Below are 21,944 nucleotides of genomic sequence, written 5' to 3' on the forward strand. Positions count from 1 at the left end.
GTAGACGGATTCTAAGTATAAAAATAAACCCCTTGAGATGCTTGACTTTTAAGGGGTTTGTTTTATGTTTTATTAATAAAAGGGGCACTCGAGGGGCAATTAGAAAAAACTATCTAATGTCTTCACAAGCTTATCTTCCATATCTTGCGTTGTGTGCGAGTAGATTTCCAAGGTCATTTTAGCGTTTGAATGCCCTACTCTATCCATTATTGATTTTATTGGAAGGCCTGACTCCGCTAAAAAAGAAATGTGTGAGTGCCTAAAAATATGACTGGATAAGTTTTTTTCTATCCCGGCTTGCTTACCATATTTTTTTAAGATTTGTATAAAAGATGATAGAGTGATAGGGATATTCCATGTTTCAAAACAAAAAATATAATCTTCGCTTTCTAATGGCTGATAACGTTCGCTGAGCCTTGTTACTTGTCTTTTGATAGCTTCAATTACGGCATCAGACACCTTAATAATTCGTATAGAGTTTTTAGTTTTGGGTAGTGTCTTGATTTTATTGATAGAGTCATAATTACCTGTGATTTCAATTTTATTATTTTGGAAATCTATATTTTTTAATTGTAAAGCAGTTAACTCACCATATCTCATACCCGTCAAAGCAAGTACAATGACCATATCAGCGTATTTTTCGTGATATGAATGGCTATTTAAAGCATCTACTAAGATTTTGATTTCTTCAATTGTCAAAAATTTATTTCTTTTTTTTTCAAGGTTTTCCAAAGTTTCAGGTGGTTTTGGAATTGTAGTGTAATTAACTTCATTATTATTGATGTATGAATATCTGACTGCGTAATCAAAGATACTTTTTAATCTACTACGTACTCTGTATGCTGTATGATATCCATTATTTTCAATGATATGTTCAATTTTTTGTTGAATATATCGTCTATCAATATTAGCTATCAATGTATCCGATGGTATTTCTTTTTTCATAGTTGCATCAACAAAAGTATAATTGTGTTTTGTTGATGCTTTTACTGTTTGTGCCCATGATTTATAAAAAAGGTTATAGATTTCTTCAAATGTAATGCTTTCTACTTGTTTCGTGCTGATTTTTTTCTTTATCTTTTCCTGCAGTAAGATAGCGGCTTGATTTCTTGCCTGGGGTGTTTTTTTCTCCATCGTGACTGATACCTTTTTTAATTTCTCGGTATATGGATCTTTGTATCTCTCAAAATATTTAAACTTGCCGTTTGGCAATTCTTCCATCCACATTGATTTTACCTCACTTTTTTGTTAAAATGGGTATAAGAAAACGACCTTTTGAATGGTTGTTTCTTATACTGAAGTTCCTCACGCTCAGAGTCGCCAAACTTTGAGAGCGTGGGGATTTTTTTGTTTATGAATTATGGACGATAACATCCAAGGTTCCCATGATTCGCTGAGCGTTTTCGACTGCTTCCTTGTACTCTTTCGAAGTGTTCCTTACTGGCTTTCTAATCAAGTCAATGAATACGACTGGTTTGGTGAAGTCATTTGAAGTTACACGGATTGTCATGTCCAAAATTTTAGAGGTTGATTTTCTTTTTGCAACAATACCGCCTGCAACAGCACCAATCGCACCAAACATAGCGCCTGCAATCAATGCTTGACCAACTCCCCCTGAAACAACCGTTTGATTATTGATAATCAATTCATAGGATACTAAATCCTCGAACGAATACCAATCTGTGTCATTCTTATCTTTCTTGACCAAGGACGGTATCAAAGACAATCCCATCGTCCCCATGGCAAGACCTACTTTCGCTGTTCCTTTAATTGCTCCTCCGACCAATCCAGACGAACCTTTCGCTTTGCGTGCTCCATTTATTCGATAGGTGCGATTATATCTATCAATCTCAAGTGGTCCGACTTTATCCGTTCGTTTGCTTCTAGCAGTAGGAGTAGGAGAGACTGGTTTTGTAGTTGTTTGAGGCTGTTCTGTTTGGGGTTGGTTAGCGATAGAATAACCGCAATTTGGACAGAACTTGTAGCCCTCTACTGGATTGCCACATTCAGGACAGAATTTCATAATAACCTCCAATTTATTTTTTGTTATCTTTCTTAATTATCCTATCAATTCATAATATTCATCAATGACCATCAATTCGTCTGCGACTGTTCTAAGTTCATGTTTTTGCATGAAATGAAGATAGTTGAATGATTGATGGTCATCTGATAGTGCGAGTTCTTCTTCTAGTAGTTTATGGATCATGTGCCTATTGGCTTCATTCTCGCATCTAGTGTGGTTGTTTTGATACAGTGCGGTAGAATGTTCCAGATGTCCTAATTCGTGGTATATGACCCGTTTTTTTGCGTTTTCGGACAGTTCACGGTTTATAAAGATGATATTGATTTCTTTGATGTAGACTCCTGGTCTATGCCAGAGGTCATTATCAAAATAAGCTAGAGTGACACCGTGCAAGTCTACCAACTCTTCAATAGTCATAAGCTATCTACCTCTCAAATAAATCTCAATGATGTTTTGAATCGCGTCAATATCTTCCTCTGTAAGTGGCTTGCCATCGAAGGTCTTGGCATTCTCTGCCATCTTTCGGAGGTCGTCAGATGTGTATCCTGCGATTGTATCTCTGTTTGCAATAGAGGGATTATCCGTGCGACCTAGAAGGTAGTCGGTGGACACATTGAAGTAGTCGGCGATTTCTGAAATTCGTTCAGCGTTGGGCTTTTGAGATTTCAACTTATAGAGTGTATTTCTGCTATAACCTAAATCTTCTTCTAATTTTGTAAGAGAGATTCCACGGTTATCAGCAAGTTCTTTAATTTTTTCGTATGTCGGAAACATTGTTAAATCAACCTTTCTGAAGCATAACAAAAAATATTTCAACTTTTTGGGTGAAAATAGTTGACATATCACCCAATTAGGTGTAAAATAGTTTTTGTAAGTTGATGAGTTAGTAAAAAACGAAGTTAAACTTATCTAAAAATAAAATAGCTTTGGCGAGCGAATAAGTTGATAGATATTGTTTTATCAAGTCTTTTGATTATATTTTCATTTTAACCTTTTGGGTGAAATATGTCAAGCGTTTTATAAAATTTCTAACTTTTTTTCTTACAAAATACCAACCTGTTCCTTGACAATTGAATAGAGCATGTGAGATAATAAGGGGGAATTAAGGATTAGTTCTATATCATGGACTAGAAAAGACCCCGAGCTCACGACCAAATAAGCTTGGGGTCTTTTTTGACACTATCTATCTTTGTTTAGCCATTTATCGACTAAGCGAAGAATGACACCGACCACAATTGGTCCGATGATAGTTTTAAGGATTAGTTCCATCATGGCCTATTTCACCTCCTTTCGCAGGCGGTTTAGAAGTGCCGTTCCTATTGTATCACATGCTCTATCAATTCGATAGGGCATTTTATTTTTTTAAAAAAGGAGGGACACGAATGTCGAAAAATGAAGCTCCTCTAATATCTTTAGAGAATCTAAAAAACGATATTCAAAGTTTTGTTGAGAAGGTCGCTGATGAAGCTATTCAACAATCTGAGACATATTCGCAAGCAATTTTGCTCGTTTCGAAAAACACTAGTTTTTCAGAGCATGGCTTAGCGATGACAAAAGCTATCCAAGATGAAATCACGAAGCGCGCCTTGAATAGCAGAACAAAAAATGAGCCTATCTCTATACAGATAGACCCAGAAGGATTCAAGAATCTTAGCTATGAAGCCATTCATGATATTTCTCAAGTAACTCAATAGTAGTTATTGTAGAAATCAAACCACCGACCATCCCAAGTTGCAATCCGTCTGTATGGTCGATGTGCTTAGTAGCTTCATTAGCTTTAGCAGCAATAGCTTGCATATCTTCGTCTGTTAAAGATTCTCGGAAATCTTTAAAGGATTTCATAAGATCGCCTCCTTTCTAGCTTTATTATAGCAGAAAGCGAGGAGAGAAAAAGAAAAGAAAGGAGAGAAATATGCCAAACATGGATGGTGGACGTCAAAAAATCAGAGATTATCTGAAAGAGCATAATTTGACGATGGCGACGCTAGCGGTACAGTATAGCATGGCTCGTCAGGATGTAACGAATATCCTGAATGGTAAGCTAAAAAATCCACAAGCGAATCAGTTCATCGCTCGTGTGATTGAAGACTTTAAAATTCGGTAATTGAAACATCGAATCAGTGAGCCGTGGGGAAAATTTGAAGAGTAGGAGGTTGAAGATGAACGAAGAAGAAACAATCGAATTATTGAAATTCTTAGTGACAGACTATGGTCGAGGGTATCTAGCTGGATTAATTAGCGGGATTTCGATGTTTTTGAAAATTTTAAAAAAAGCAGAGTAAGTTCTCCGCTTTCATCAAATTATTTTGATAGCTTATCTACAGCCTTTTGAAGTTCTGTGATTCCGTTAACTGCTTGAGTAAGTTTATTAATATCAAGTTCACCTGTGAAAAATTTTGAAGTGATATCTACTTGCTGGCTTTGTTTTAAGGCATCTAGTTTCAATTCATGCTCTTTTTCAAGTCTCTGTAATTCACTTTCAGATTGTGCCTTTAATTCTTTTATTTTGGAATCGGTTTGATGTTTATTTGCGAGATAAACAAGAAACGCAGGAACGCATGAAGTTAAAAAAGTTATCAAAATTTGATTAGTGTCCATGTACTCACCTCCTTTCTGCTTATATTATAGCAAAAAGCGGTAGAGAAGTTAAAGGAACTCATGGAAGGTTAATAAAATATGGAACAATACAATTTACCTAAAATCGAAATTGAATGCGAAGAATTTACTACTCATCAAGATAGCCATTTTAAGTATCCAAGACATGAATATCATTTTGCTAATGGTTATGGTGCCAGTGTAATTCACAACAAGTATTCTTACGGGCTTGAATTGGCAGTCGTCAAACACAACAAGAAAACAGGTTTGTGGGACTTGGATTATGAGTCAGGAATAACCGATGACGTGATTGGATACATTAATGGCAAAGAAGAATTGGAAGAAATTCTTATTAGAATTTCAAATTTATAAACAAAAAAAGCACCTAACAATGTCAGGTGCTCAACAAAATATTCATCTAAAGTATAACACGAAAGGAGAAAAAATGGAAGCAGTTGAAATTGTAAGAATTAAAGATGTAATCATCGAAAAGGTTTCGGCTAATGATGAAGAATTAGAACACATCTTTGGATGCTCAAAGCGACAAGCGGGAGACATGAGACGCGAGATGAAGAAGCTGCCTAGCCAACAGAAGCATCTTAGGAATGATGGCCAACTTGTCACGATTAAAGGTTTTGATGCCTACCTGCAATACAGAGGCAGTCGAGATTGGAAAAAAGAAATGGTGAAAAGCAAGAAAATGAGGTCAGTCGGATGAACCTACTAACAAGAATTAAAAACTACTTTTCGGAAGATGTCGAAGAAACCAATCTCGACTGGAAAGAGGTCGCTCTGGACCTCAATCAATCACTGATTGAATCACAGGAAAAACTTCAAAATGCCAATCAGCGTATTGCTGATCTTGAAAAAATTGTAGCAATCTACAAAGAAAAGGAGAATGTAAAATGATGGAATACATTTATCTGGTAACAATCGTAGGAATCGGTCTATGGTCGCTAGTAAATACGCTGGATGACCACGCTGAAATGAAACAGCAAGAGCGCCAGCTGATGGCAAACAATGTCGCACGGATGAACCTGGGAAATTCAGATAAGCAATTTACGTACGACGTGCAACCGCCTGAAGGGTTGAAATAAGGAGGAGAAACATGACACAAGCGGAACGAATTAGGGAATATTATAAAGACCACCCTACTGCCTCATATGATGAAGTAGCTGAGGTTGTCGGTACAACAAATAGCAATGTAAGGGCAAATTTAGCCAAGGACGTCAAGGCGGGCAGATGTATCCGCTTGGAAGATAAGTCATACGATTACTCGCCTTACTATAACCATACACAGGCACTCACTGAATTAGTGGATTGGAAGAATGACACTAGACGAGAGTGGGTGGGAATGCTGACAAGAGCAGCAGAAAAAGAAACGGATAGCAACGTTATGCGTCTGTTGATTAAAGAAGCTAACAAATTAATGAAAGAGGTAACGAAATAATGGCAACACTTTACGAACTAACAGGACAATTCCTTGATATCTATAACTTGGAATTAGACGAAGAAACTAAACTAGATACGCTTGAAAGTATCGACTGGAATAGCGACTACGAAAACAAAGTAGAAAACTATATCAAGGTTATGAAGAACCTTGAAGCAGACATTGAAACACGCAAAGCAGAAATCACGCGCTTGACTGAATTGAACAAGGCTGATGAAAAGAAAAAAAAGCACATGAAAGATACACTTTCAGCAAGCATGATCCTGACAGGCCATGAACGAGTAGACACACCACTTTTCAAAGTATCATTTAGAAAATCTCAAGCCGTAGAGGTAGACGAAACAGTCTTACCAGAAGCCTACAAAGTTGCAACTTGGAAGCCAGATAAAAAACGGCTCAAAGAAGACTTGAAAAATGGGCTTGAAATTGTCGGTGCAAGTTTAGTAGAAAGGAAGAATTTGAGTATTAGGTAAGAAGATATGAAAATTCTAGCAATCGATCCAGCATCCAATAAGATTGAAACTTCAACAACAGGGATTGTCTTACTAGATAATGCGAGATTAGTCAATAGCTGGGTTGTCTCTTATGGTATGAGAGGTTTCGCTGATTGGTTTCACGAAATCGGAAAAAATCTTGAATTCGATGTAGTGGTTGTCGAGGAATTTAGAATCAGAGATAACGACAGCTCAAAAGATAATAGTGTGTTAGAAACTATCGCATATATCCAGTTGTGCTATCCAGATGCCATTCTTCAGTATAACGGTGGGTACAAATCAGATATTCCAGACGACCTTTTAAAAATCTTAGGTCTTTGGAAGTTCGAAAAGAGTCATCACCAGGACATACGAGCAGCAGCAAGACTCGGACTATTTTGGGCAATGAGAAATGACATTGAAGAAGTCATTCAAGATATTGGAAAGGTGGTGAGTGAGTATAACAATAACGTTAAGAAAGTGGCAAGCTGAAGCAGTCAAAAGAAGTGACCACTTATCAAATGGAATCTTTTTAGAGGCTCTTGGGGGCAGAGGTAAAACTATCTGTGCGCTTGCTATCGCGAAACACAAGAAAGCTAAGAAAATCATCATCACCAATAACCGACTGGCCATCCTGAATGGTTGGATAGATGCAGTCAAGTTTATGAATTTTGATAAAGATGTTGAGATTATCATTAAGACAGATAGGTATCTTCAAAATCAGGTCAAAAAGGAGCATAAATTAGACTGTGATGTGCTGATAGTGGATGAATGGCAGAATATGTCATCCGATAAGCAAGTGGCATTGTATCGCAAAATAAAGCGTAAATACACGATAGGCCTTTCAGCAACACCAATCAGAAAAAAAGGACAAAATTTCTATCCGCTTGAAAATACGGTGTTTGGTCGGGCAACACCTAACAATAAATTTAATTGGCAAAAGACCCACGGAAAAATGGTCTATGATCCATTCAGCTATTCGAAAGAGAAGTGGGAAGATTTCAGGAATTATGAAAGTTATATAGCAAACTTGCCGAACTTTTTCCGCTGGGAAGAAATCGAAGAAATCGAAAATGCAGTTGAGAATAACGGTTTTGAGATTAAGTTTTATCAAAAGACAATCGCACCTGGAAATCCAGAAAAACTTGCTGAGTTTAGAAAATTAAACCTAGTCACAGTAAATGGTAAAACTGCCATGGCTAAGCAATCTTTTGGAAGGAATACCTTCGAGCGCTACCTAAACCAAACTGGTGTAGATGTTGATTTCCCTAAATTAAGAGCAGTCAACAAAGACACCCCCTTAATGCTAGAACTTGACGGACTAATTGAGCGAGCACCACACGATATGCTGATTGTCAGCAAGTCCAAACAGATTGTAAATGTTATCCGTGAAAGACATCCAAACATTGGTATCTGGACTGGAGACGTACAAGAAAGTCTAGACAATCAAATAGTCGTAGCTACCAGTCAAGTCTTAGGCGTAGGTGTTGACGGACTACAACACAAATACCAAACCATCGTCGTACTAGATCCAGTTGAAGAAGGATCTGGAGAATACGATGATTACCGACAGTTGCTTTGGCGCATAACAGGAAGTCGACAGCAACATGATGTAAATGTAATTGAATTTTATTATAAAGGAGTATAAATCTTGTTTAAATTACCAGAAAACAAACCACAAATTCCCAAAGACACCCCTCGCAACTATTTCATCTATGGTGAAACCATGAGCGGTAAGTCTTATCTCGCTAATGAATTTCCGAATCCGATTGTATTAAATACAGATGGAAATGCAGAAGCTAACAGCGTACCTAGTATTCAACTACTGAATGAAAAAGACACCTCTGGACGAATTACTAATTCGGTTATCAAGCAGTTAGGAGAAATTCTTCTGGCACTTCAAACGCAAAAGCATTCCTATGAAACAGTTGTAGTCGATGTAATCGATGATGTCATTGAAATGATTAAGATTGCAGTTTGTGACGAATTGACACCTGCTGGAAAACCTCGCTTGAAATCCTTATCAGAAGTTCCATACGGTAAAGGTTATGATTTCTTCAATCAAGCCATTACAGAATTAGTAATTGACCTTAAAGCTTTACCAATGAATGTTATCTATATCAGTCGCCAAATCTCTGAATATGATGATAACGGTAACGCAACTAAGGATAAACCAAGCTTGAAAGATAAGTATGTGAACCTTATTAATGGTAACTCTGACTTAATGATCCATACTGAGAAGATTGGAAGTAACTACAACCGCGAAGTTGACCGCAAGCGCAAATCTTACTACACTGACCAGGTTGATGATAAGAAAATCTTGAAAATCTTAACAACAATCCGTGGTGCGTTGACACCTGCTAAAACTAAAAAAGTTGAAAAAACTGAAACAACAAACACTAAACCGACTGCAGCAGTAGAACAAAAAGAAGATGCAGCAGTTAGAGAACTATTTTAAGAATTAAAGGAGAAACAAAATGAGTTTATTAGATATCGCAAAATCAATCAAAAAAGAAGGCTTTGACCCACGTAAAGACAGCGCAAATGGACCTGGTCCTATTCCAGCTGGAACTTATCCAGTAATCTTGAAAAAAGCAACCTTTAATGTCGCAGAAAGCGGTTGGGAGAGTTTGGGTTATCAGTTCGAAATTCGAGGCGGAGACCACATCGGGCGTTCTGAATTTGCCACATTCGGGACTTTGACAGAGTGGAAAGGTAAAAGTCTTGAATGGGCAGTACAACGTACTATTAAATTCTTCCAAAAAACAATTGTATTAAGTGGTGACCAGGTTATGACTGATGATTTCGTAGACGGCAAGAGCATGGAAGAAGCGCTTCAACGTAAAGCGGTTGGGTCTTACTTCAATCTGATTATCACTGTAACTAAAGGCAAAGATGGTCGTGAGTTCCGTAGCTATGACCTTGAAGAAGACACCATGCAACCTGTAAATGTAGAAGAAATTGAGGATGATGGTTTGCCATTCTAAAAAAATAAGGAGTTAAGATATGCCGTCTATGAAAGACTATGCCTTGCAGTATCAAAAATTAGGCTTTTCAGTCATTCCAATCAATCCTAAAAACAAGATGCCATTGATTGAATTTGCTGATAAACCTGCCATGACTGCAAGTGAAATTGAAACCTTTTGGGATGGCTTTCCTAATGCCAATATCGCTTTAAAAACAACTAACTTCTTTGTCATTGATATCGACAAGCACGGTAAGTCAAATGGTTTTGACTCTCTCAAGAATTGGGAATACTTAAAACTGATTGAACCGACTCTACAAGCTAAAACTGCTAGTGGTGGGAAACATCTATTTTACTTCAAAAGAGAGGATGAACCTATCACACAGATGATTGGGTTCTTACCAGGTGTTGATATCAAGGCTCACGAAAATAACTATGTGTTGGTCGCACCATCGGCAACAGATAAAGGGCAGTATGAGTGGGATTTAGAAAAATCAAAGGAAGGTGGAACAATCGTAACACCTTCCAGAGATTTAATCAGAGCTATAAAGAAAACCTACGGCAAGACACACGGTTATCGATATGACGGTACAGACGGTTTAAGAGACTTAGCTAGACGGTCTTACACACGAGATCGCACGCAAACAACCGACCTTTTTGAAACCATCGCGCTTGGTTTTGGTGATGAAGGTGGGAGAAATGATAAACTAGCAAGCTTTGTCGGTAGTCTATTATATCGAGCAGTAGATGATGATGTAGTTATTCAACTAGCTAGACTAGCAAATGCAAACAGTCAAAATCCTTTGCCTGAAAAGGAAATGATGCGTACTGTTGAAAGTATGATAAAGAAAGATAGGAGGTGAGAACGATTGGTGATGTAGTAAGTATAAATTCACAAGATAAGATGATTTTAAATGATAAAGGCGCAATCAAGGCCAATAGTCCGATGAATGTGTTGGCATCATTTAAAGCTGATGACCAGTTAAGTCTCTATCTAAAACACAATGATTTTTCGCAAGAACACGAACTACTAAAGGATATCAAAATAGGAAACACCTTCTTTAAAAAAGGCGAATTACCTTCCAACTTTGATTCGGTTGTTAAGGTTTATTTTGAAAGTGTATTAGGAGTTGCTTATTCAAACCAAGCGATGCTGGATGGCATGGAAACCTTCTTCTCAGAGAGGTCATACAACCCAGTTATCGCATATATGGAAAGAGCTGCAGAAAATTGGGATGGTCGCAAACGAATTGACCGTATGCTTCAGGTCTATCTCGGTGCTGATGACAACCCTTTAATCTCAAAGATTGCTGAGATGTGGTTAGTCGGTGCAGTTGCTAAAGTGTATGATCCGTTTGTTAAATTTGACTACGTGCTAGATTTAGTTGGTGGTCAGGGTGTTGGGAAAACCTCACTCCTTCAAAAGTTGGGTGGTAAGTGGTATACCGATTCAGTTACAGACTTTGCAAACAAAGACAATTATGACATCATGCTGAAATCTTTGATTGTAAATGATGATGAAATGGTTGCTAGTAACCGAATGAGTTTTGCTGAAACAAAGGCCTTTATCTCAAAAACTAGCTTACGTTTCCGCAAACCTTACATGAAGCGTACTGAAGAATTCGCTAAAAACTTTGTACTCGCACGCACAACAAATCAGAAAGAATACCTCAAGGATAAAACTGGTGAACGTCGATTCTTGCCTGTACTCGCAAATGTCGAAAAGCAAAAGAAACACCCTATGGAAATCGAACCTGAAACAATCGAACAAATTTGGGGCGAGGCGGTCACAATCTATCGTGCTGGTGCTGATTTGATGTTCGATAAGAAGACCGAAGAAGAATTGGAAGCTTATCAAGAGACATTCATGTATCGTGATGAAGTCGAATTACAAGTGCTCGAGTATCTTGAAATGCCTATCCCTGATAATTGGTCAAGCTGGTCAATTCAACAACAACATCAGTATACAAGTAAGTATTTTGATAATAGCAATGAATTTGAACCTGGCAAAAGAAAGTTGACAAACGTTTCAACAAGAGAAATGATGTATAACTTGTTCATGAGAAATTCAAATGATAAAAAGCTATCAACTAAAATCAACATGATTATGGACAATCATCCTGATTGGCAAAAGGGTCAGTTTCGAATTGGCGGAAAAAATACAAAAGGTTTTAAGAGAATTATACAAAAATAGATCGGTTGCGTTTTAAAGTTCTGTCGGTTGCATCGGTTGCATCTATAGAGAAGAACGGTTGCATGCAACCGATATGCAACCGATAAATTGAAAGAACGGTTGCACCCTTAAACCCTTGATAATACTGATTTTTTTATACTATTTTTATATAATGCAACCGATGCAACCTATATTTTATAAAAAGTATATTTAATAATAGTATATAAAGAGAAAGCCTATTAAATAAGGATTCTTAAATTTTATTTTTTAAATTTTGTTTTCTATCGGTTGCACGGTTGCATTAAATTTATTTTGTAAAAATTGATAAAAAAATGAATAAAAAAACGGACGTACTCAAATGAAATACAACAAACAAATAATGATTGACGGGTTGAAGCGGTCAATCGAGCAAGCGAGCGTAAAAATTGAAAAATTATCTGAACCTTGCGTGAAGTCGCTTGTGCACTCACGTTCTGCTGAATGTGATTTTTGGAAGAAAAAACTTAAGAAAATGGAAGCACAGTTGGAGGAATTGGAAAATGAATCAGGAAGAATTGATTAATGCCCCACGGATTTTGTTCCCCGTCGGAACAGAGGTTTTAATAAAAGGGAAGATAGTTGGCTTAAAGGCGGTTCACGCAGATGAAGCTCCACGCTATGTTAAGAACATACTAGCACGATTGCGAGAATTGCCATTGCATAACAGAGAGGTTTGGTTGAAAGTTATCATGAGTGAATTTAAACAGGATTTTAGCCATGCAAAATGGCGTGAAGGCTACGAGCAAGGAAAATTTGAGGGTGTGGTTGAATGTGAGAAAGTTACCATTCCGCAGTTTGTTGCGGATTGGATTGCCAATGTAAAAAGAAATGGTTTTAAATTCAGAAATACTTCAGGATACTATGAAGAGATAGCACCTAGCGATGATGTGTATCGTGTTATGTACTATATTTTCAAAGAGGGTATTGTGGGAGAAAAAATAAAATCTTGGATCAATGAAAACAGAGATCTCTTCGCTCGTGCATGGCTTGACGGATACGAGGTTGAGGAGGAGAAGCGGTATCGGGTGAAGATTAAGAATATGTCAGAAGAAAATACATATCTGACATTTAGATTTGGCCATACATGGATGTTGAGCAATTTTGAAGAAAGCGAGGAATTCCGCTTGCACCACACCCGAAAAGAACTAGAAGACGCCAATTTCGGCTGGGTATTCGATTGTCCTGGTATTGAGATTGAGGAGGTGGAGTGATGAATCTTAGACAAAAAAGAAAACACTACAAATATTCTTATCGATATTTTATAGCTTACTATTCCGAGAATACTAAAGAATTTGTTATCCACTGTCCGAAAAAATATAAGAAAACGCTCAAAAGAAAACTCAAAGTTAACAAAAATTATGATTACGATGAATGTTGTAGGAAGTATTGGTTATACGAGGAATTTCACGGTAACATGCCAAAATTCATGAGAGAAACGGAGGTTGAGTGATGGAAGATGAGGTTTGGTTAGAGTGGATTGCCGAGGTTATGGCAACTAAGCCTGTTGGTAATGAACTGTTAGACAGCCAACGAGGTCAAGAAGTAGTTGACTTGCTATTGGATTTGGAAAGAGCTGATTTTAATTGGCATCGAGGAGACGCAGATGTTTTCTGGATAGATGCTCAGATGTGTATCAAGTACAAATTAACTAATGCTGAGATTAAATTCTTAGCAACTCATCAACCAGGTGTTGTGAATTATAAGAAACACGCAAAAGAAAGAAATGCTTATGCAGAGATGATGAGAGGTCTTGAAAAATTGAAAGAACTCAACTTTCCAGAAATTTATAATCATTCATTATCTCCAGAAGAAGAAAAGAAAAAATTTGAAGAAGAGATGGGTGTTGAGCAAAATTATGTATCACCTTATCAAAAATTAGATGAAATTGAAAAGCGATTTTACGAAAACCAATTTTTATTTGGTCAAAAAGTGATGCAAGGTGCAATGAGTATTGTTTCGAGTGATAAGAAAATTGCTATTGAGAATTTCTTCAACGTCGGAAGTCATCGAATTAAATTCACAGTTGAGGAGGTAACGGAATGAAATGACCAAACAGATACCCTTACACACGAAATCAGTGGGTTGAAGAAACCGTTGATCACTATACATATAAAAATGACATTTGTTATACAAGTCATATTTTAGAAAATAGACTTACTGGAGAAATTAAGAGCAAGGAGTAGAGTGATGGAAGAAGTTATTATGGCTACGTTGCCTAACAAGGAATTAAATCGTTTGATTAAAATTGAAATCGCAGTTGAGAATTTAATTGAAAATGGGATTCTTGATGAAGATTTGTTCAATGAGTATTTGAAAGAAATATAGATTGAGGAGGTAAAATGAAAAGATTCATCGCAGTATGGATTCTGCTATCTGCTGGGTTGAATATCTGGCAGAGTATCCAGATTAAGAAATTAGAAGAAAAGCGCCCGATGCTCATCTACAAGGCAGATAATCAAGGCGCAGAAATTAAAGGCAGAGTCGTCCACAAGGAGAAGATTGGCGATCTGCATACAATCACTATTAAAAATTATGGGATTTTCGTATTTGAGAAAGATAAGACAAGATGGGTTTGTGGATATAGTTTTGACTTTTATCTTGAAGATGAAAATGCAACTATCATGCAATCAACAGGAATCCTTGACAAGAATAGTCAGGAAATCTTTGAGGGGGATGTAGTTAGACAAGTACGAACCCAGCCAACAACGGAAAATGAAGTAATTATAGGTGTTGTAACTATGATTGAGGGCACTTGGCTGATTATGAATGATAATGAGCAATTAGCAAGTGAATTGTGGTCAGAAACTGACGAAAACGAAATCATCGGCAATATCTATGAAAATCCAGAGCTTTTTGAGGCAGAAAAATGAAACCAGAAAAAAATGACAACATAAACAAACCAAGCCACTACCAAGGTTCAAAAGGCCTTGAAAGTATCGAAGTGATTGATAACTTCATTGGCAACTTGCCAGGTAAGGCAGCATGGTGTTGGGGCAATGCTATCAAGTATCTATTGCGTTTCCAAAAGAAAAACGGTCTCGAAGACCTGAAGAAAGCACGCAAGAACCTTGATTGGCTTATCGAGGAGATGGAACATGGGCAGGAACAATCGAGAGTACGCTCTGTATGACGGTGAAAGGTTCATCACTTGCGGGACGATTAAGCAAATCTGTCAAGAAACTGGTTTAAAGAAAGGAACCTTGTCATTTTACAAGTCGCAAAAGTACAGAGACATACTTAAAAATCCAGATGAAGGAATGATACTGATTGAAATCGAGGAGGATGAATGACGATAAATATCAAGCAACGATTGAAAGCATTACAGTACATTGATATCAAAGCGAAGTCAAAGCATCAAGAAATTATCAGCTTGAAGTCAGGTATTTTGAGAGGGCAACAGTTCGACAACATGCCGAAGTCGAAAAGCAACACGAACCACTCTGAAGAGTTGAATATTTCGATTATCGTTAAGTCTGACGAATTGTATCGAGAGATTCAATCTCTATACAGAGAGCGTGACGACCTTGTGAGAGCTATTGAGTCGCTTGATGATCCAGTAGAGAACATTGTCATGCGACTACTCTACATTGATGGGCTTTCGTGGAAAGAGGTTGAAAGAAAGCTGCGGTGCAGTCCTGCGACCATACAAAGAGCACGAGATAAAGCAATAGCTAAATTAGTTAAAATATTTGATAATAACGATAGTAAATGATAATTGCAAAGTGATATTATTGTATTGTCAGCAGTACGTGAAGCGGACTGATGTCTCCTTTAATAATTTTTTTTGTAATGGCACCAGGGACAAGCCAGTGATTTCCTCTTTGTCTTTTTGGGTTCAATCCTTGATGTCGTTATTTTAGGCTTTTAGTGTAGCGGTAACACAACAGTCTCCAAAACTGTTATCGTAGGTTCGATTCCTGCAAAGTCTGTGAGAGGTCTTACATCAAGTCACACATTGTGTGGCTTTTTTGATTTTTTGAATGGAGGTGATGGAATGGCGTTGACAAAATTGCAGAAGAAATTTGCTGAGGGTATTGCATCGGGAATGAAACAAGGGCAAGCAGCTCGTTATGCTGGATATTCTGAAAAATCAGCAGATACACAAGCTTACAACAATATGAAAAACGTTGAAATCCTTGAATTGGTCGACGAGTTATTAAATGCTGAAAAATCATTGCTAAAACGCAGATTTTCCGGACTTGCCTCTATCGCAGTTGATAAAACACTTGATATTTTGCAAGATAAGGATGTGCCAGCGCAATCTCGACTTAATGCGGCTAAGATGATTCTGGATTATGCAGGCATGGAAGAGCCAAAGCACATCAATGTTGCTGCAGATGTCACTACGCAGTCAAATCCGCTGGAAGGATTAACAACTGACGAATTAAGGAAGTTGATTGATGATGGATAAAACAGTAATCAAGCAACAAGCCCGTTTTGAACTGGCGCGTCGCGATTTCTTTTATTATTGTCATCTAATGGCAAGCGATTTTTATAAGCCGTCTCGTAAATACTTAGTTGAGCTTTGTAATGATTTGCAAGGCTTTTTGAGTGATAGCGAACACAATGTATTGGTTATCAATGAACCACCAAGGCACGGAAAATCAAGAACAGCAGGTATGTTTGTACAATGGCTATTAGGAAATGATAACAACAAAAAGATAATGACAGGCTCATACAACGAAACGTTATCAACTGTGTTCTCAAAGAATGTCAGGAACGATATTCAGGAAACGAAAGCAGATAAAGGCGTTGTTGTGTTTAATGATATCTTTCCAAAAACGCATATCAAGTATGGTGACGCTGCTATGAATTTGTGGAGTCTTGAGGGAGGGTATAATAATTATCTGGCTACAAGTCCCACTGGTACAGCAACTGGTTTTGGTGCTGATATTATCATTGTTGATGACCTTATCAAAAATGCCGAAGAAGCTAACAATGCCACTGTTTTAGAAAAACATTGGGAGTGGTTTAGAAATACTATGCTATCTCGTCTTGAAGAAGGCGGAAAAATTATTATCATCATGACGCGTTGGCATTCACAAGATTTGGCAGGCAAGGCGCTGGCTGAACTTCCTAAATCTGATTATAAGGTCAAGCACATCAGTATGAAGGCTTACGACGAAGCAACAGATACAATGCTTTGTGATGAGGTCTTGAGTAAACAGGCATATCTTCAAAAAACCCAAACCATGGGGGCTGATATTGCATCAGCGAACTACCAGCAAGAACCTATTGACATCAAGGGTAGGTTGTACAGTGAGTTTAAAACTTATGACATCAAACCAAAATTTAAGCGGATTGGTGCTTATACAGATACAGCAGACACAGGTAGCGACTACTTATCGAGCTATATCTATGGTGTAACTTCTGATAATGAAGTCTACATTCTTGATGTTGTGTTTACCAAAGAACCTATGGAAGTCACCGAACCGTTGCTTGCTGGGAAGTTATCGGAACATGATGTAAATACATGTGACATCGAAAGCAACAATGGCGGACGCGGATTTGCTCGAAACGTTGAGCGATTGACACAATCAAACTATAACAATCATTACACGATTTTTAATTGGTTTCATCAGTCGCAAAATAAACAAGCTCGCATTTTAACGAATGCGACATGGGCAATGGAGCATATTTATTTTCCTGACAATTGGCGGCATAGATGGCCAGAATTATACCAGGAACTAATGACATATCAACGCGAAGGTAAGAACGCACATGATGACGCAGCGGACGCTTTGACAGGTATTGTCGAAAGCGTGAATAACAAACTGAAGATGAAAGCCAAAGTCAAACGTAAATCCCGCTATGGCTTTTAGAAAGGAATTAAATGTATCAGATTTTAACTTATCCACGGGATGGATATGACGAAACAGCTTTGAGCAAAGAATTGATCTACAAGCTGATTCGCAAGCACACACAAGAACGCAGTCACTTGCAGAAATTGAAGAAATATTACTTGGGCGAGCATGCTATCCTGAATCATACGAGAAGAAATCAGAATGCGCCGAATTATAAGACTGTAGCCAATCACGCTAAAGATATCGCAGACACATCTACAGGCTACTTTATGGGCAATCCTATCAAGTATAACAACACTGCTGAGAGCGACCTTGAGCCTTTACTTAAGGCTTTTGATGGTGCTGAAATCGACCAAGTGGATGCGCAGAACGCTCTGAACATGGCCATCTATGGACGTGCTTACGAGTACATCTATGCGAAAGAGGGATTGACTGAGCTTGATTCGACCAGCGTTGATCCTGAGAATGTGTTCCTGGTTTACGATGATAGCATCGAACGCAAGGCCTTGTTTGCAGTTTATTACTACGAGATTAAAGACGATACGAAAGATGCGACTAAGTATCAAGCTGAAGTCTTTACACAGAACTTGCACTATCATATCGTGCTGCGTGATTCGAGCATGGGAACAACTCAGAATGAGCAAGTAGAACCTCACAACCTCGGACAAATCCCAATCATCGAATATCGCAATAATCATTTTGCGATTGGAGATTATGAGCAACAAATCAGCTTGATTGATGCTTATAATTCGTTGATGGGTAACCGTGTAAATGACAAAGAGCAAGCAGTCGAGTCTATTCTTGTGTTGTATGGTGCACAGTTAGCTGACAATCTAGAAGATGCTAGAGAGGCAATGAGTATTCTTGCTGAAGAAGGTCTTTTGGAATTGCCGGCAGATGCCAAAGCTGATTTTTTAAAGAACGCTCTGGACGAGAATGCAACTGAAATCTTACGTAAAGCCTTGAAGGAAGACATCTACACATTCAGCCATGTGCCGAATTTGACAGATAAGAACTTCGCAGGCAATAGCTCGGGTGTAGCCATGGAATTCAAGCTACTAGGTCTTGAAATGATAACTAAGACGAAAGAAGCGAATTACAAGCGAGGTCTTAGACAGCGGATTGCTATCTTCGCTCACTACTTGGGCATGCAGCAGATTGCTCTTGAAGCTCATTCAATTGTGCCACAGTTCAGCCGTGGACTTCCTAAGAACTTGTTAGAGTTGTCACAGATTATTAATAATCTTGAAGGTAAGGTCTCACTTCGTCAGCTTATTTCGCTCTTGCCATTCGTTGAAGATCCTGACGCTGAACTTGAAGAACTCGAAGAAGAGAAAGAGAAGAATAGGGACCGTGTGCCATTCTTTAACCAGGCTAACACGAAGCCAGACGAAGAGGTGACAGATGAAGAACGAGGACTATTGGGCGAAGAGGAAGGCTAATCTCATCTATGAGCAGATGGATAAGGCTGAGAAGCAAGCAGACAAGTTTGACGAGATTTACAAGCAATCTAAAGCATATTTAGACAAGCAAATTAACAAGATCTTTGATAGATTTCAGCGTGATTATGGCTTGAGCGAGCGTGATGCTCGTCAGGTCCTAAAGAACATGAAAGACCAAAAGGACCTTGCAGAACTTCGTAAGGTTCTTGAAGCTAGACCGAATGACCCGAATATTCAACGACTGCTTGCTGATTTAGACAGTCCAGCTTATGCTTATCGCATGAAGCGTTTAGAGCGTCTAAACGATGATTTAGACCGCATGCGTGAGTCGATTTACCACTCCGAGAAGACGGGCTCAGATGCCTTTTACAGCGACCTGATGAAGGATAGCTATTACAAGGCTACTTTTGACCTGCAACAGCAGACGGGACTGGCTTATAGTTTCTCTAATCTCCCTGAAACTGAAATCAAGCGTCTAAAGACTCTTAAATGGACAGGAGAGGGCTATTCGGATAGGATATGGGAAAACACAGGGGCGCTCGCTTCAAGCGTGAAGGACGAGCTCCTAGTGAGTCTCATGACGGGTCGCAGTGTAAGAGATACATCTCAAGCAATCGCTGAAAGATTCGGAGTAGGTCAAAACAACGCAAGGCGCTTGGTTCGTACTGAGTCAGCTTTTTTTCACAATCAGATGGAACTGCTCAGCTATGAAGATGCTGAAATCACTAAGTACAAATTTGTGGCAGTATTGGACAGACGGACGTCTGAAATTTGCCAAGAACACGACAACAAGGTCTATGATACGGACAAGGTTGTTCCTGGTGTGAACTATCCACCCATGCATCCGTGGTGTAGGTCTACGACTATCGCATATGATGACGATATCGACTACAGCAAGCTAGAGCGACGAGCAAGGAATCCCAAGACGAACAAAGTCGAGTATGTGCCTGCGGATATGAGTTATAAAGAGTGGTATAGCAAGTATGTGGATGGAGAGGGAGTTGGTAAGATTGACTTTTCCAAGCTTACTTCCGAAGAAATCAATAATCTTGATTTTGATGATCTTTTAAAATATTTTGACTGGGCAGCTGAACAAGACGCTTTAAAAGAGAAAGCAGAGCAAGCAGCTTTGCAAGCACGAGAGGATAACGTTTCTTTGGCACGACGTGATCTGGTAGATCGTTTAGAAAAGAGACTTAGAACAACGAATTTTGTTGATGTCTTTGGAGAAGAAAATGCACAAGGTCTTTTAAGAGAATTGCGTTTCTTCCCGAATGATGATTTTGTGCAATCTCTCTACGGTTCAATCGATAAATTATCTTTTGCTAAAGTAAAAGAAATGTCTTCTCATGTGTCTGGTACACAAGTTAATTTGGCAAAAGGCGATTTTATTTACAACAAGAAATTTAATCAGAAAGCACATTCAATCGTTCTTCATGAATTGACTCATGGCATCGATAATATCGCAACTTACTTTGGCGCACCTGAATTAGGAGCTAAAGCATTTAGCAGTCAGTACGACTTGTACAATGTCATAAAGAAAGATATGGACAATTATATTTTCGGGGATATAAAGCTCAAAAGAGGAGCGTCTATGGATGAGAAACGAGACTTCTTTAATCTTCGTCAAGCTAAAGTAAGAGATTTCAAATCAGAATTACTTGAACTAGCAAAGAAACTAAATCCGGAAATTCGTCCCGAAGAAAATGCAGAGGTTGCCGCATTTGCATCAGATATGATGAGTTCTTTCAGAAGCGCGGAATATGGTTCTCAGCCTTTCAATCATTCGGATTCGTACTGGAAAGATAAAACACATCGAGGGATGGAATTTATTGCGGAATATACTCAAGCTCAAATGACCCCTGAAATAAAATCGTTTTATGACAAAGTTTTTCCAAATTCTGTTAAGATATATAATGAAATATTCAAAGATATTTCAAGATTGCAGCTAGAAGACAAAAAACCTTTAAAATGGTAAGGAGGTCAGGATGTTTTTTTGGAAGAATGAAAAAATTTATAATCAATTCAAAAAAATCAGCGAGCGATACAAGTCTCATTTTGGCGAAGATTTTCCTGTATATTTGATAATCCCTTTCGAGGTAGACGAGGAAGCTATTTCAAAATATAATTCAGTCGTGGATTCGTGCATTAAAAAAAATGAAGCATTTGAAAAACCGATTGATTACGACGACAGAATTTATTAAGCACCTAGAGTTTTCTAAGTGCTTTTTTATGTTCAGAAAGGAGAGCTTGATGAATAAGTACAAAAAGTTGATAGAATTGATTGAAGGTAATGGCCTTGAAATTCGATCTAATAAATGTTACGACCCACAGAGCGCTTGGCATGGTGAGGAGTTGTGGATTGTCGATAAGAAAAAACAAAATAAAATTTTTGATTTATCAGGTAACGGTTACTGTTTTCACGACGATAAAGTTGATGAAGCCATTGACGAAGTTGAAAAGTATTTGGAGTTTAAAAACATGAATACTTTTGACGCTTTCAAAAAATGGGTAGAAAAGAATGCTAAACCTCAAGAGGATGTATAGAAAGGAGTAAAAAGTATGTTCATCTGGGAATGGGTACTAATCGCCTTCGGGTGGTTGGTATTTTTGGGGTTATTCGTGATTATTGCAGGAATTATTCTTGCGATTTTAACAGGTTTCAAAAACAGAAAGTAGGTGATCCGACATCTTGACTTGCAGGAATAGACTGCTATAAGTTGAAGTAAGGAGTTTAACAATGAAAGTGAAAGAACTTTGCAAAGTGATAGAGAAAGAGTCTTATGTGACTGTTGAACATCACGGTAAACAATTAGAGGGCGACTACCCTTGTTGCTTTCTTGATTGTGAGTTAGAAGTTAAAAGAGTTTCAGTCATAATTGGAGACGTTATCTTAATAGAAACCTAACCGTATGGAATTCCGTACGGTTTTAATTTTGTCCGAGCATTGACGACACTAAAAGCCATGGAATTATACAGT

Annotated in this window: 37 protein-coding genes and 1 tRNA gene; 31 read left to right on the plus strand and 7 right to left on the minus strand. The window is 38.1% G+C overall.

The features are described 5' to 3' along the window. Positions 1-99: 99 nt before the first annotated feature. The 5 genes from ATE37_RS04975 to ATE37_RS04995 form a co-directional block, all read right to left on the minus strand. Positions 100-1,221 (minus strand): tyrosine-type recombinase/integrase, encoded by a 1,122-nt coding sequence (locus ATE37_RS04975; RefSeq protein ID WP_241502099.1) that lies wholly within the window; start codon positions 1,219-1,221, stop codon positions 100-102. A 130-nt stretch (positions 1,222-1,351) separates the two neighbouring features. Continuing rightward, positions 1,352-2,023 carry a zinc ribbon domain-containing protein gene (locus ATE37_RS04980; RefSeq protein ID WP_084868154.1) on the minus strand — a complete coding sequence of 224 codons (672 nt, stop codon included), beginning with the start codon at positions 2,021-2,023 and terminating at the stop codon, positions 1,352-1,354. 36 nt (positions 2,024-2,059) lie between these two features. After that, on the minus strand, positions 2,060-2,440 hold the full coding sequence (locus ATE37_RS04985; protein ID WP_084868155.1) for an ImmA/IrrE family metallo-endopeptidase: 381 nt from the start codon (positions 2,438-2,440) through the stop codon (positions 2,060-2,062). A gap of 3 nt (positions 2,441-2,443) precedes the next feature. After that, complete coding sequence (locus ATE37_RS04990) at positions 2,444-2,797, minus strand: helix-turn-helix domain-containing protein (RefSeq protein ID WP_084868157.1); 354 nt, start codon at positions 2,795-2,797, stop codon at positions 2,444-2,446. A gap of 405 nt (positions 2,798-3,202) precedes the next feature. Continuing rightward, positions 3,203-3,295 carry a type I toxin-antitoxin system Fst family toxin gene (locus ATE37_RS04995; protein WP_000970294.1) on the minus strand — a complete coding sequence of 31 codons (93 nt, stop codon included), beginning with the start codon at positions 3,293-3,295 and terminating at the stop codon, positions 3,203-3,205. Between the two features lie 110 nt (positions 3,296-3,405). Between ATE37_RS04995 and ATE37_RS05000 the strand changes: the two genes are divergently transcribed. Next, positions 3,406-3,717 (plus strand): hypothetical protein, encoded by a 312-nt coding sequence (locus tag ATE37_RS05000; protein WP_142995857.1) that lies wholly within the window; start codon positions 3,406-3,408, stop codon positions 3,715-3,717. Here the strand turns inward: ATE37_RS05000 and ATE37_RS05005 are convergent. Next, on the minus strand, positions 3,674-3,865 hold the full coding sequence (locus ATE37_RS05005; protein WP_084868158.1) for a hypothetical protein: 192 nt from the start codon (positions 3,863-3,865) through the stop codon (positions 3,674-3,676). The two genes, ATE37_RS05000 and ATE37_RS05005, sit on opposite strands and share 44 nt — an antisense overlap. Positions 3,866-3,935: 70 nt before the next feature. Between ATE37_RS05005 and ATE37_RS05010 the strand changes: the two genes are divergently transcribed. Beyond that, positions 3,936-4,127 carry a hypothetical protein gene (locus ATE37_RS05010; protein WP_016397650.1) on the plus strand — a complete coding sequence of 64 codons (192 nt, stop codon included), beginning with the start codon at positions 3,936-3,938 and terminating at the stop codon, positions 4,125-4,127. 55 nt (positions 4,128-4,182) lie between these two features. Beyond that, positions 4,183-4,305, plus strand: a complete 123-nt coding sequence (locus ATE37_RS10955; RefSeq protein ID WP_275080659.1) for a hypothetical protein — start codon at positions 4,183-4,185, stop codon at positions 4,303-4,305. Between the two features lie 19 nt (positions 4,306-4,324). Here ATE37_RS10955 and ATE37_RS05015 read toward each other — a convergent pair whose 3' ends face one another. Further along, a complete protein-coding gene (locus ATE37_RS05015; RefSeq protein WP_084868160.1) occupies positions 4,325-4,621 on the minus strand; it encodes a hypothetical protein in 297 nt (98 codons plus the stop codon). Between the two features lie 78 nt (positions 4,622-4,699). On the opposite strand from ATE37_RS05015, the gene ATE37_RS05020 reads away from it, so the two are divergent. From ATE37_RS05020 to ATE37_RS10760, 28 genes are all read left to right on the plus strand, one after another. Further along, the gene (locus ATE37_RS05020) at positions 4,700-4,990 is read left to right on the plus strand and encodes a hypothetical protein (RefSeq protein WP_084868162.1); all 291 of its coding nucleotides are present in this window, start codon (positions 4,700-4,702) and stop codon (positions 4,988-4,990) included. Between the two features lie 73 nt (positions 4,991-5,063). Beyond that, positions 5,064-5,336, plus strand: coding sequence for a hypothetical protein (locus ATE37_RS05025; protein WP_049493525.1), 273 nt, complete (start codon positions 5,064-5,066; stop codon positions 5,334-5,336). Continuing rightward, positions 5,333-5,527, plus strand: a complete 195-nt coding sequence (locus tag ATE37_RS05030; protein ID WP_084868163.1) for a hypothetical protein — start codon at positions 5,333-5,335, stop codon at positions 5,525-5,527. Before ATE37_RS05025 ends, ATE37_RS05030 begins: the two co-directional genes overlap by 4 nt. Then, the gene (locus tag ATE37_RS05035) at positions 5,524-5,715 is read left to right on the plus strand and encodes a hypothetical protein (protein WP_084868165.1); all 192 of its coding nucleotides are present in this window, start codon (positions 5,524-5,526) and stop codon (positions 5,713-5,715) included. The genes ATE37_RS05030 and ATE37_RS05035 overlap by 4 nt, the downstream gene beginning before the upstream one ends. Positions 5,716-5,726: 11 nt before the next feature. Next, positions 5,727-6,068 carry a hypothetical protein gene (locus ATE37_RS05040; RefSeq protein WP_084868166.1) on the plus strand — a complete coding sequence of 114 codons (342 nt, stop codon included), beginning with the start codon at positions 5,727-5,729 and terminating at the stop codon, positions 6,066-6,068. Next, positions 6,068-6,541, plus strand: coding sequence for a siphovirus Gp157 family protein (locus ATE37_RS05045; RefSeq protein WP_084868168.1), 474 nt, complete (start codon positions 6,068-6,070; stop codon positions 6,539-6,541). The genes ATE37_RS05040 and ATE37_RS05045 overlap by 1 nt, the downstream gene beginning before the upstream one ends. Before the next feature lie 6 nt (positions 6,542-6,547). Next, positions 6,548-7,033 carry a hypothetical protein gene (locus ATE37_RS05050; RefSeq protein ID WP_084868170.1) on the plus strand — a complete coding sequence of 162 codons (486 nt, stop codon included), beginning with the start codon at positions 6,548-6,550 and terminating at the stop codon, positions 7,031-7,033. Beyond that, complete coding sequence (locus ATE37_RS05055; RefSeq protein WP_084868172.1) at positions 6,996-8,189, plus strand: DEAD/DEAH box helicase family protein; 1,194 nt, start codon at positions 6,996-6,998, stop codon at positions 8,187-8,189. Before ATE37_RS05050 ends, ATE37_RS05055 begins: the two co-directional genes overlap by 38 nt. After that, entirely contained in the window at positions 8,190-8,999 is an 810-nt protein-coding gene (locus ATE37_RS05060; protein WP_084868174.1) for an AAA family ATPase, read from the plus strand. Between the two features lie 19 nt (positions 9,000-9,018). Continuing rightward, a complete protein-coding gene (locus ATE37_RS05065) occupies positions 9,019-9,528 on the plus strand; it encodes a hypothetical protein (RefSeq protein WP_084868175.1) in 510 nt (169 codons plus the stop codon). A gap of 19 nt (positions 9,529-9,547) precedes the next feature. Further along, entirely contained in the window at positions 9,548-10,369 is an 822-nt protein-coding gene (locus ATE37_RS05070) for a bifunctional DNA primase/polymerase (RefSeq protein ID WP_084868177.1), read from the plus strand. A gap of 41 nt (positions 10,370-10,410) precedes the next feature. Beyond that, complete coding sequence (locus tag ATE37_RS05075) at positions 10,411-11,700, plus strand: virulence-associated E family protein (protein ID WP_084868506.1); 1,290 nt, start codon at positions 10,411-10,413, stop codon at positions 11,698-11,700. Between the two features lie 337 nt (positions 11,701-12,037). Next, positions 12,038-12,241, plus strand: coding sequence for a hypothetical protein (locus ATE37_RS05080; RefSeq protein ID WP_084868178.1), 204 nt, complete (start codon positions 12,038-12,040; stop codon positions 12,239-12,241). After that, positions 12,219-12,929, plus strand: coding sequence for a DUF1642 domain-containing protein (locus ATE37_RS05085; protein WP_084868180.1), 711 nt, complete (start codon positions 12,219-12,221; stop codon positions 12,927-12,929). Before ATE37_RS05080 ends, ATE37_RS05085 begins: the two co-directional genes overlap by 23 nt. 238 nt (positions 12,930-13,167) lie before the next feature. Then, positions 13,168-13,761, plus strand: a complete 594-nt coding sequence (locus tag ATE37_RS05095) for a hypothetical protein (RefSeq protein WP_084868183.1) — start codon at positions 13,168-13,170, stop codon at positions 13,759-13,761. Positions 13,762-13,905: 144 nt separating this feature from the next. After that, a complete protein-coding gene (locus tag ATE37_RS10755; RefSeq protein WP_180382763.1) occupies positions 13,906-14,043 on the plus strand; it encodes a hypothetical protein in 138 nt (45 codons plus the stop codon). A 14-nt stretch (positions 14,044-14,057) separates the two neighbouring features. Further along, positions 14,058-14,588, plus strand: a complete 531-nt coding sequence (locus tag ATE37_RS10960; RefSeq protein ID WP_084868185.1) for a YopX family protein — start codon at positions 14,058-14,060, stop codon at positions 14,586-14,588. Further along, complete coding sequence (locus ATE37_RS05105) at positions 14,585-14,848, plus strand: DUF3310 domain-containing protein (protein WP_084868186.1); 264 nt, start codon at positions 14,585-14,587, stop codon at positions 14,846-14,848. Before ATE37_RS10960 ends, ATE37_RS05105 begins: the two co-directional genes overlap by 4 nt. Then, entirely contained in the window at positions 14,814-15,008 is a 195-nt protein-coding gene (locus ATE37_RS05110) for a hypothetical protein (protein WP_084868188.1), read from the plus strand. The genes ATE37_RS05105 and ATE37_RS05110 overlap by 35 nt, the downstream gene beginning before the upstream one ends. Then, positions 15,005-15,430 (plus strand): DUF1492 domain-containing protein, encoded by a 426-nt coding sequence (locus ATE37_RS05115; RefSeq protein ID WP_084868190.1) that lies wholly within the window; start codon positions 15,005-15,007, stop codon positions 15,428-15,430. Before ATE37_RS05110 ends, ATE37_RS05115 begins: the two co-directional genes overlap by 4 nt. A gap of 146 nt (positions 15,431-15,576) precedes the next feature. Then, positions 15,577-15,647, plus strand: a tRNA-Trp gene (locus ATE37_RS05120). A gap of 65 nt (positions 15,648-15,712) precedes the next feature. Continuing rightward, a complete protein-coding gene (locus ATE37_RS05125; RefSeq protein ID WP_084868191.1) occupies positions 15,713-16,129 on the plus strand; it encodes a terminase small subunit in 417 nt (138 codons plus the stop codon). Further along, positions 16,119-17,540 carry a phage terminase large subunit gene (gene terL / locus ATE37_RS05130; RefSeq protein WP_084868193.1) on the plus strand — a complete coding sequence of 474 codons (1,422 nt, stop codon included), beginning with the start codon at positions 16,119-16,121 and terminating at the stop codon, positions 17,538-17,540. The genes ATE37_RS05125 and terL overlap by 11 nt, the downstream gene beginning before the upstream one ends. A gap of 11 nt (positions 17,541-17,551) precedes the next feature. Continuing rightward, on the plus strand, positions 17,552-18,964 hold the full coding sequence (locus ATE37_RS05135; protein WP_084868195.1) for a phage portal protein: 1,413 nt from the start codon (positions 17,552-17,554) through the stop codon (positions 18,962-18,964). Further along, a complete protein-coding gene (locus tag ATE37_RS05140; RefSeq protein WP_084868197.1) occupies positions 18,927-20,942 on the plus strand; it encodes a minor capsid protein in 2,016 nt (671 codons plus the stop codon). Before ATE37_RS05135 ends, ATE37_RS05140 begins: the two co-directional genes overlap by 38 nt. A 10-nt stretch (positions 20,943-20,952) precedes the next feature. Then, positions 20,953-21,168: a hypothetical protein gene (locus ATE37_RS05145; RefSeq protein ID WP_084868199.1), complete on the plus strand. Its 216-nt coding sequence runs from the start codon at positions 20,953-20,955 to the stop codon at positions 21,166-21,168. Positions 21,169-21,217: 49 nt separating this feature from the next. Continuing rightward, positions 21,218-21,511: a hypothetical protein gene (locus tag ATE37_RS05150; protein WP_084868200.1), complete on the plus strand. Its 294-nt coding sequence runs from the start codon at positions 21,218-21,220 to the stop codon at positions 21,509-21,511. 193 nt (positions 21,512-21,704) lie between these two features. Next, complete coding sequence (locus ATE37_RS10760; RefSeq protein WP_156916953.1) at positions 21,705-21,872, plus strand: hypothetical protein; 168 nt, start codon at positions 21,705-21,707, stop codon at positions 21,870-21,872. Positions 21,873-21,944 lie beyond the last annotated feature (72 nt).

It is taken from the genome of Streptococcus oralis subsp. tigurinus (genome assembly GCF_002093575.1).
In the GTDB taxonomy this organism is placed as follows: Bacteria; Bacillota; Bacilli; order Lactobacillales; family Streptococcaceae; genus Streptococcus; species Streptococcus oralis_CH.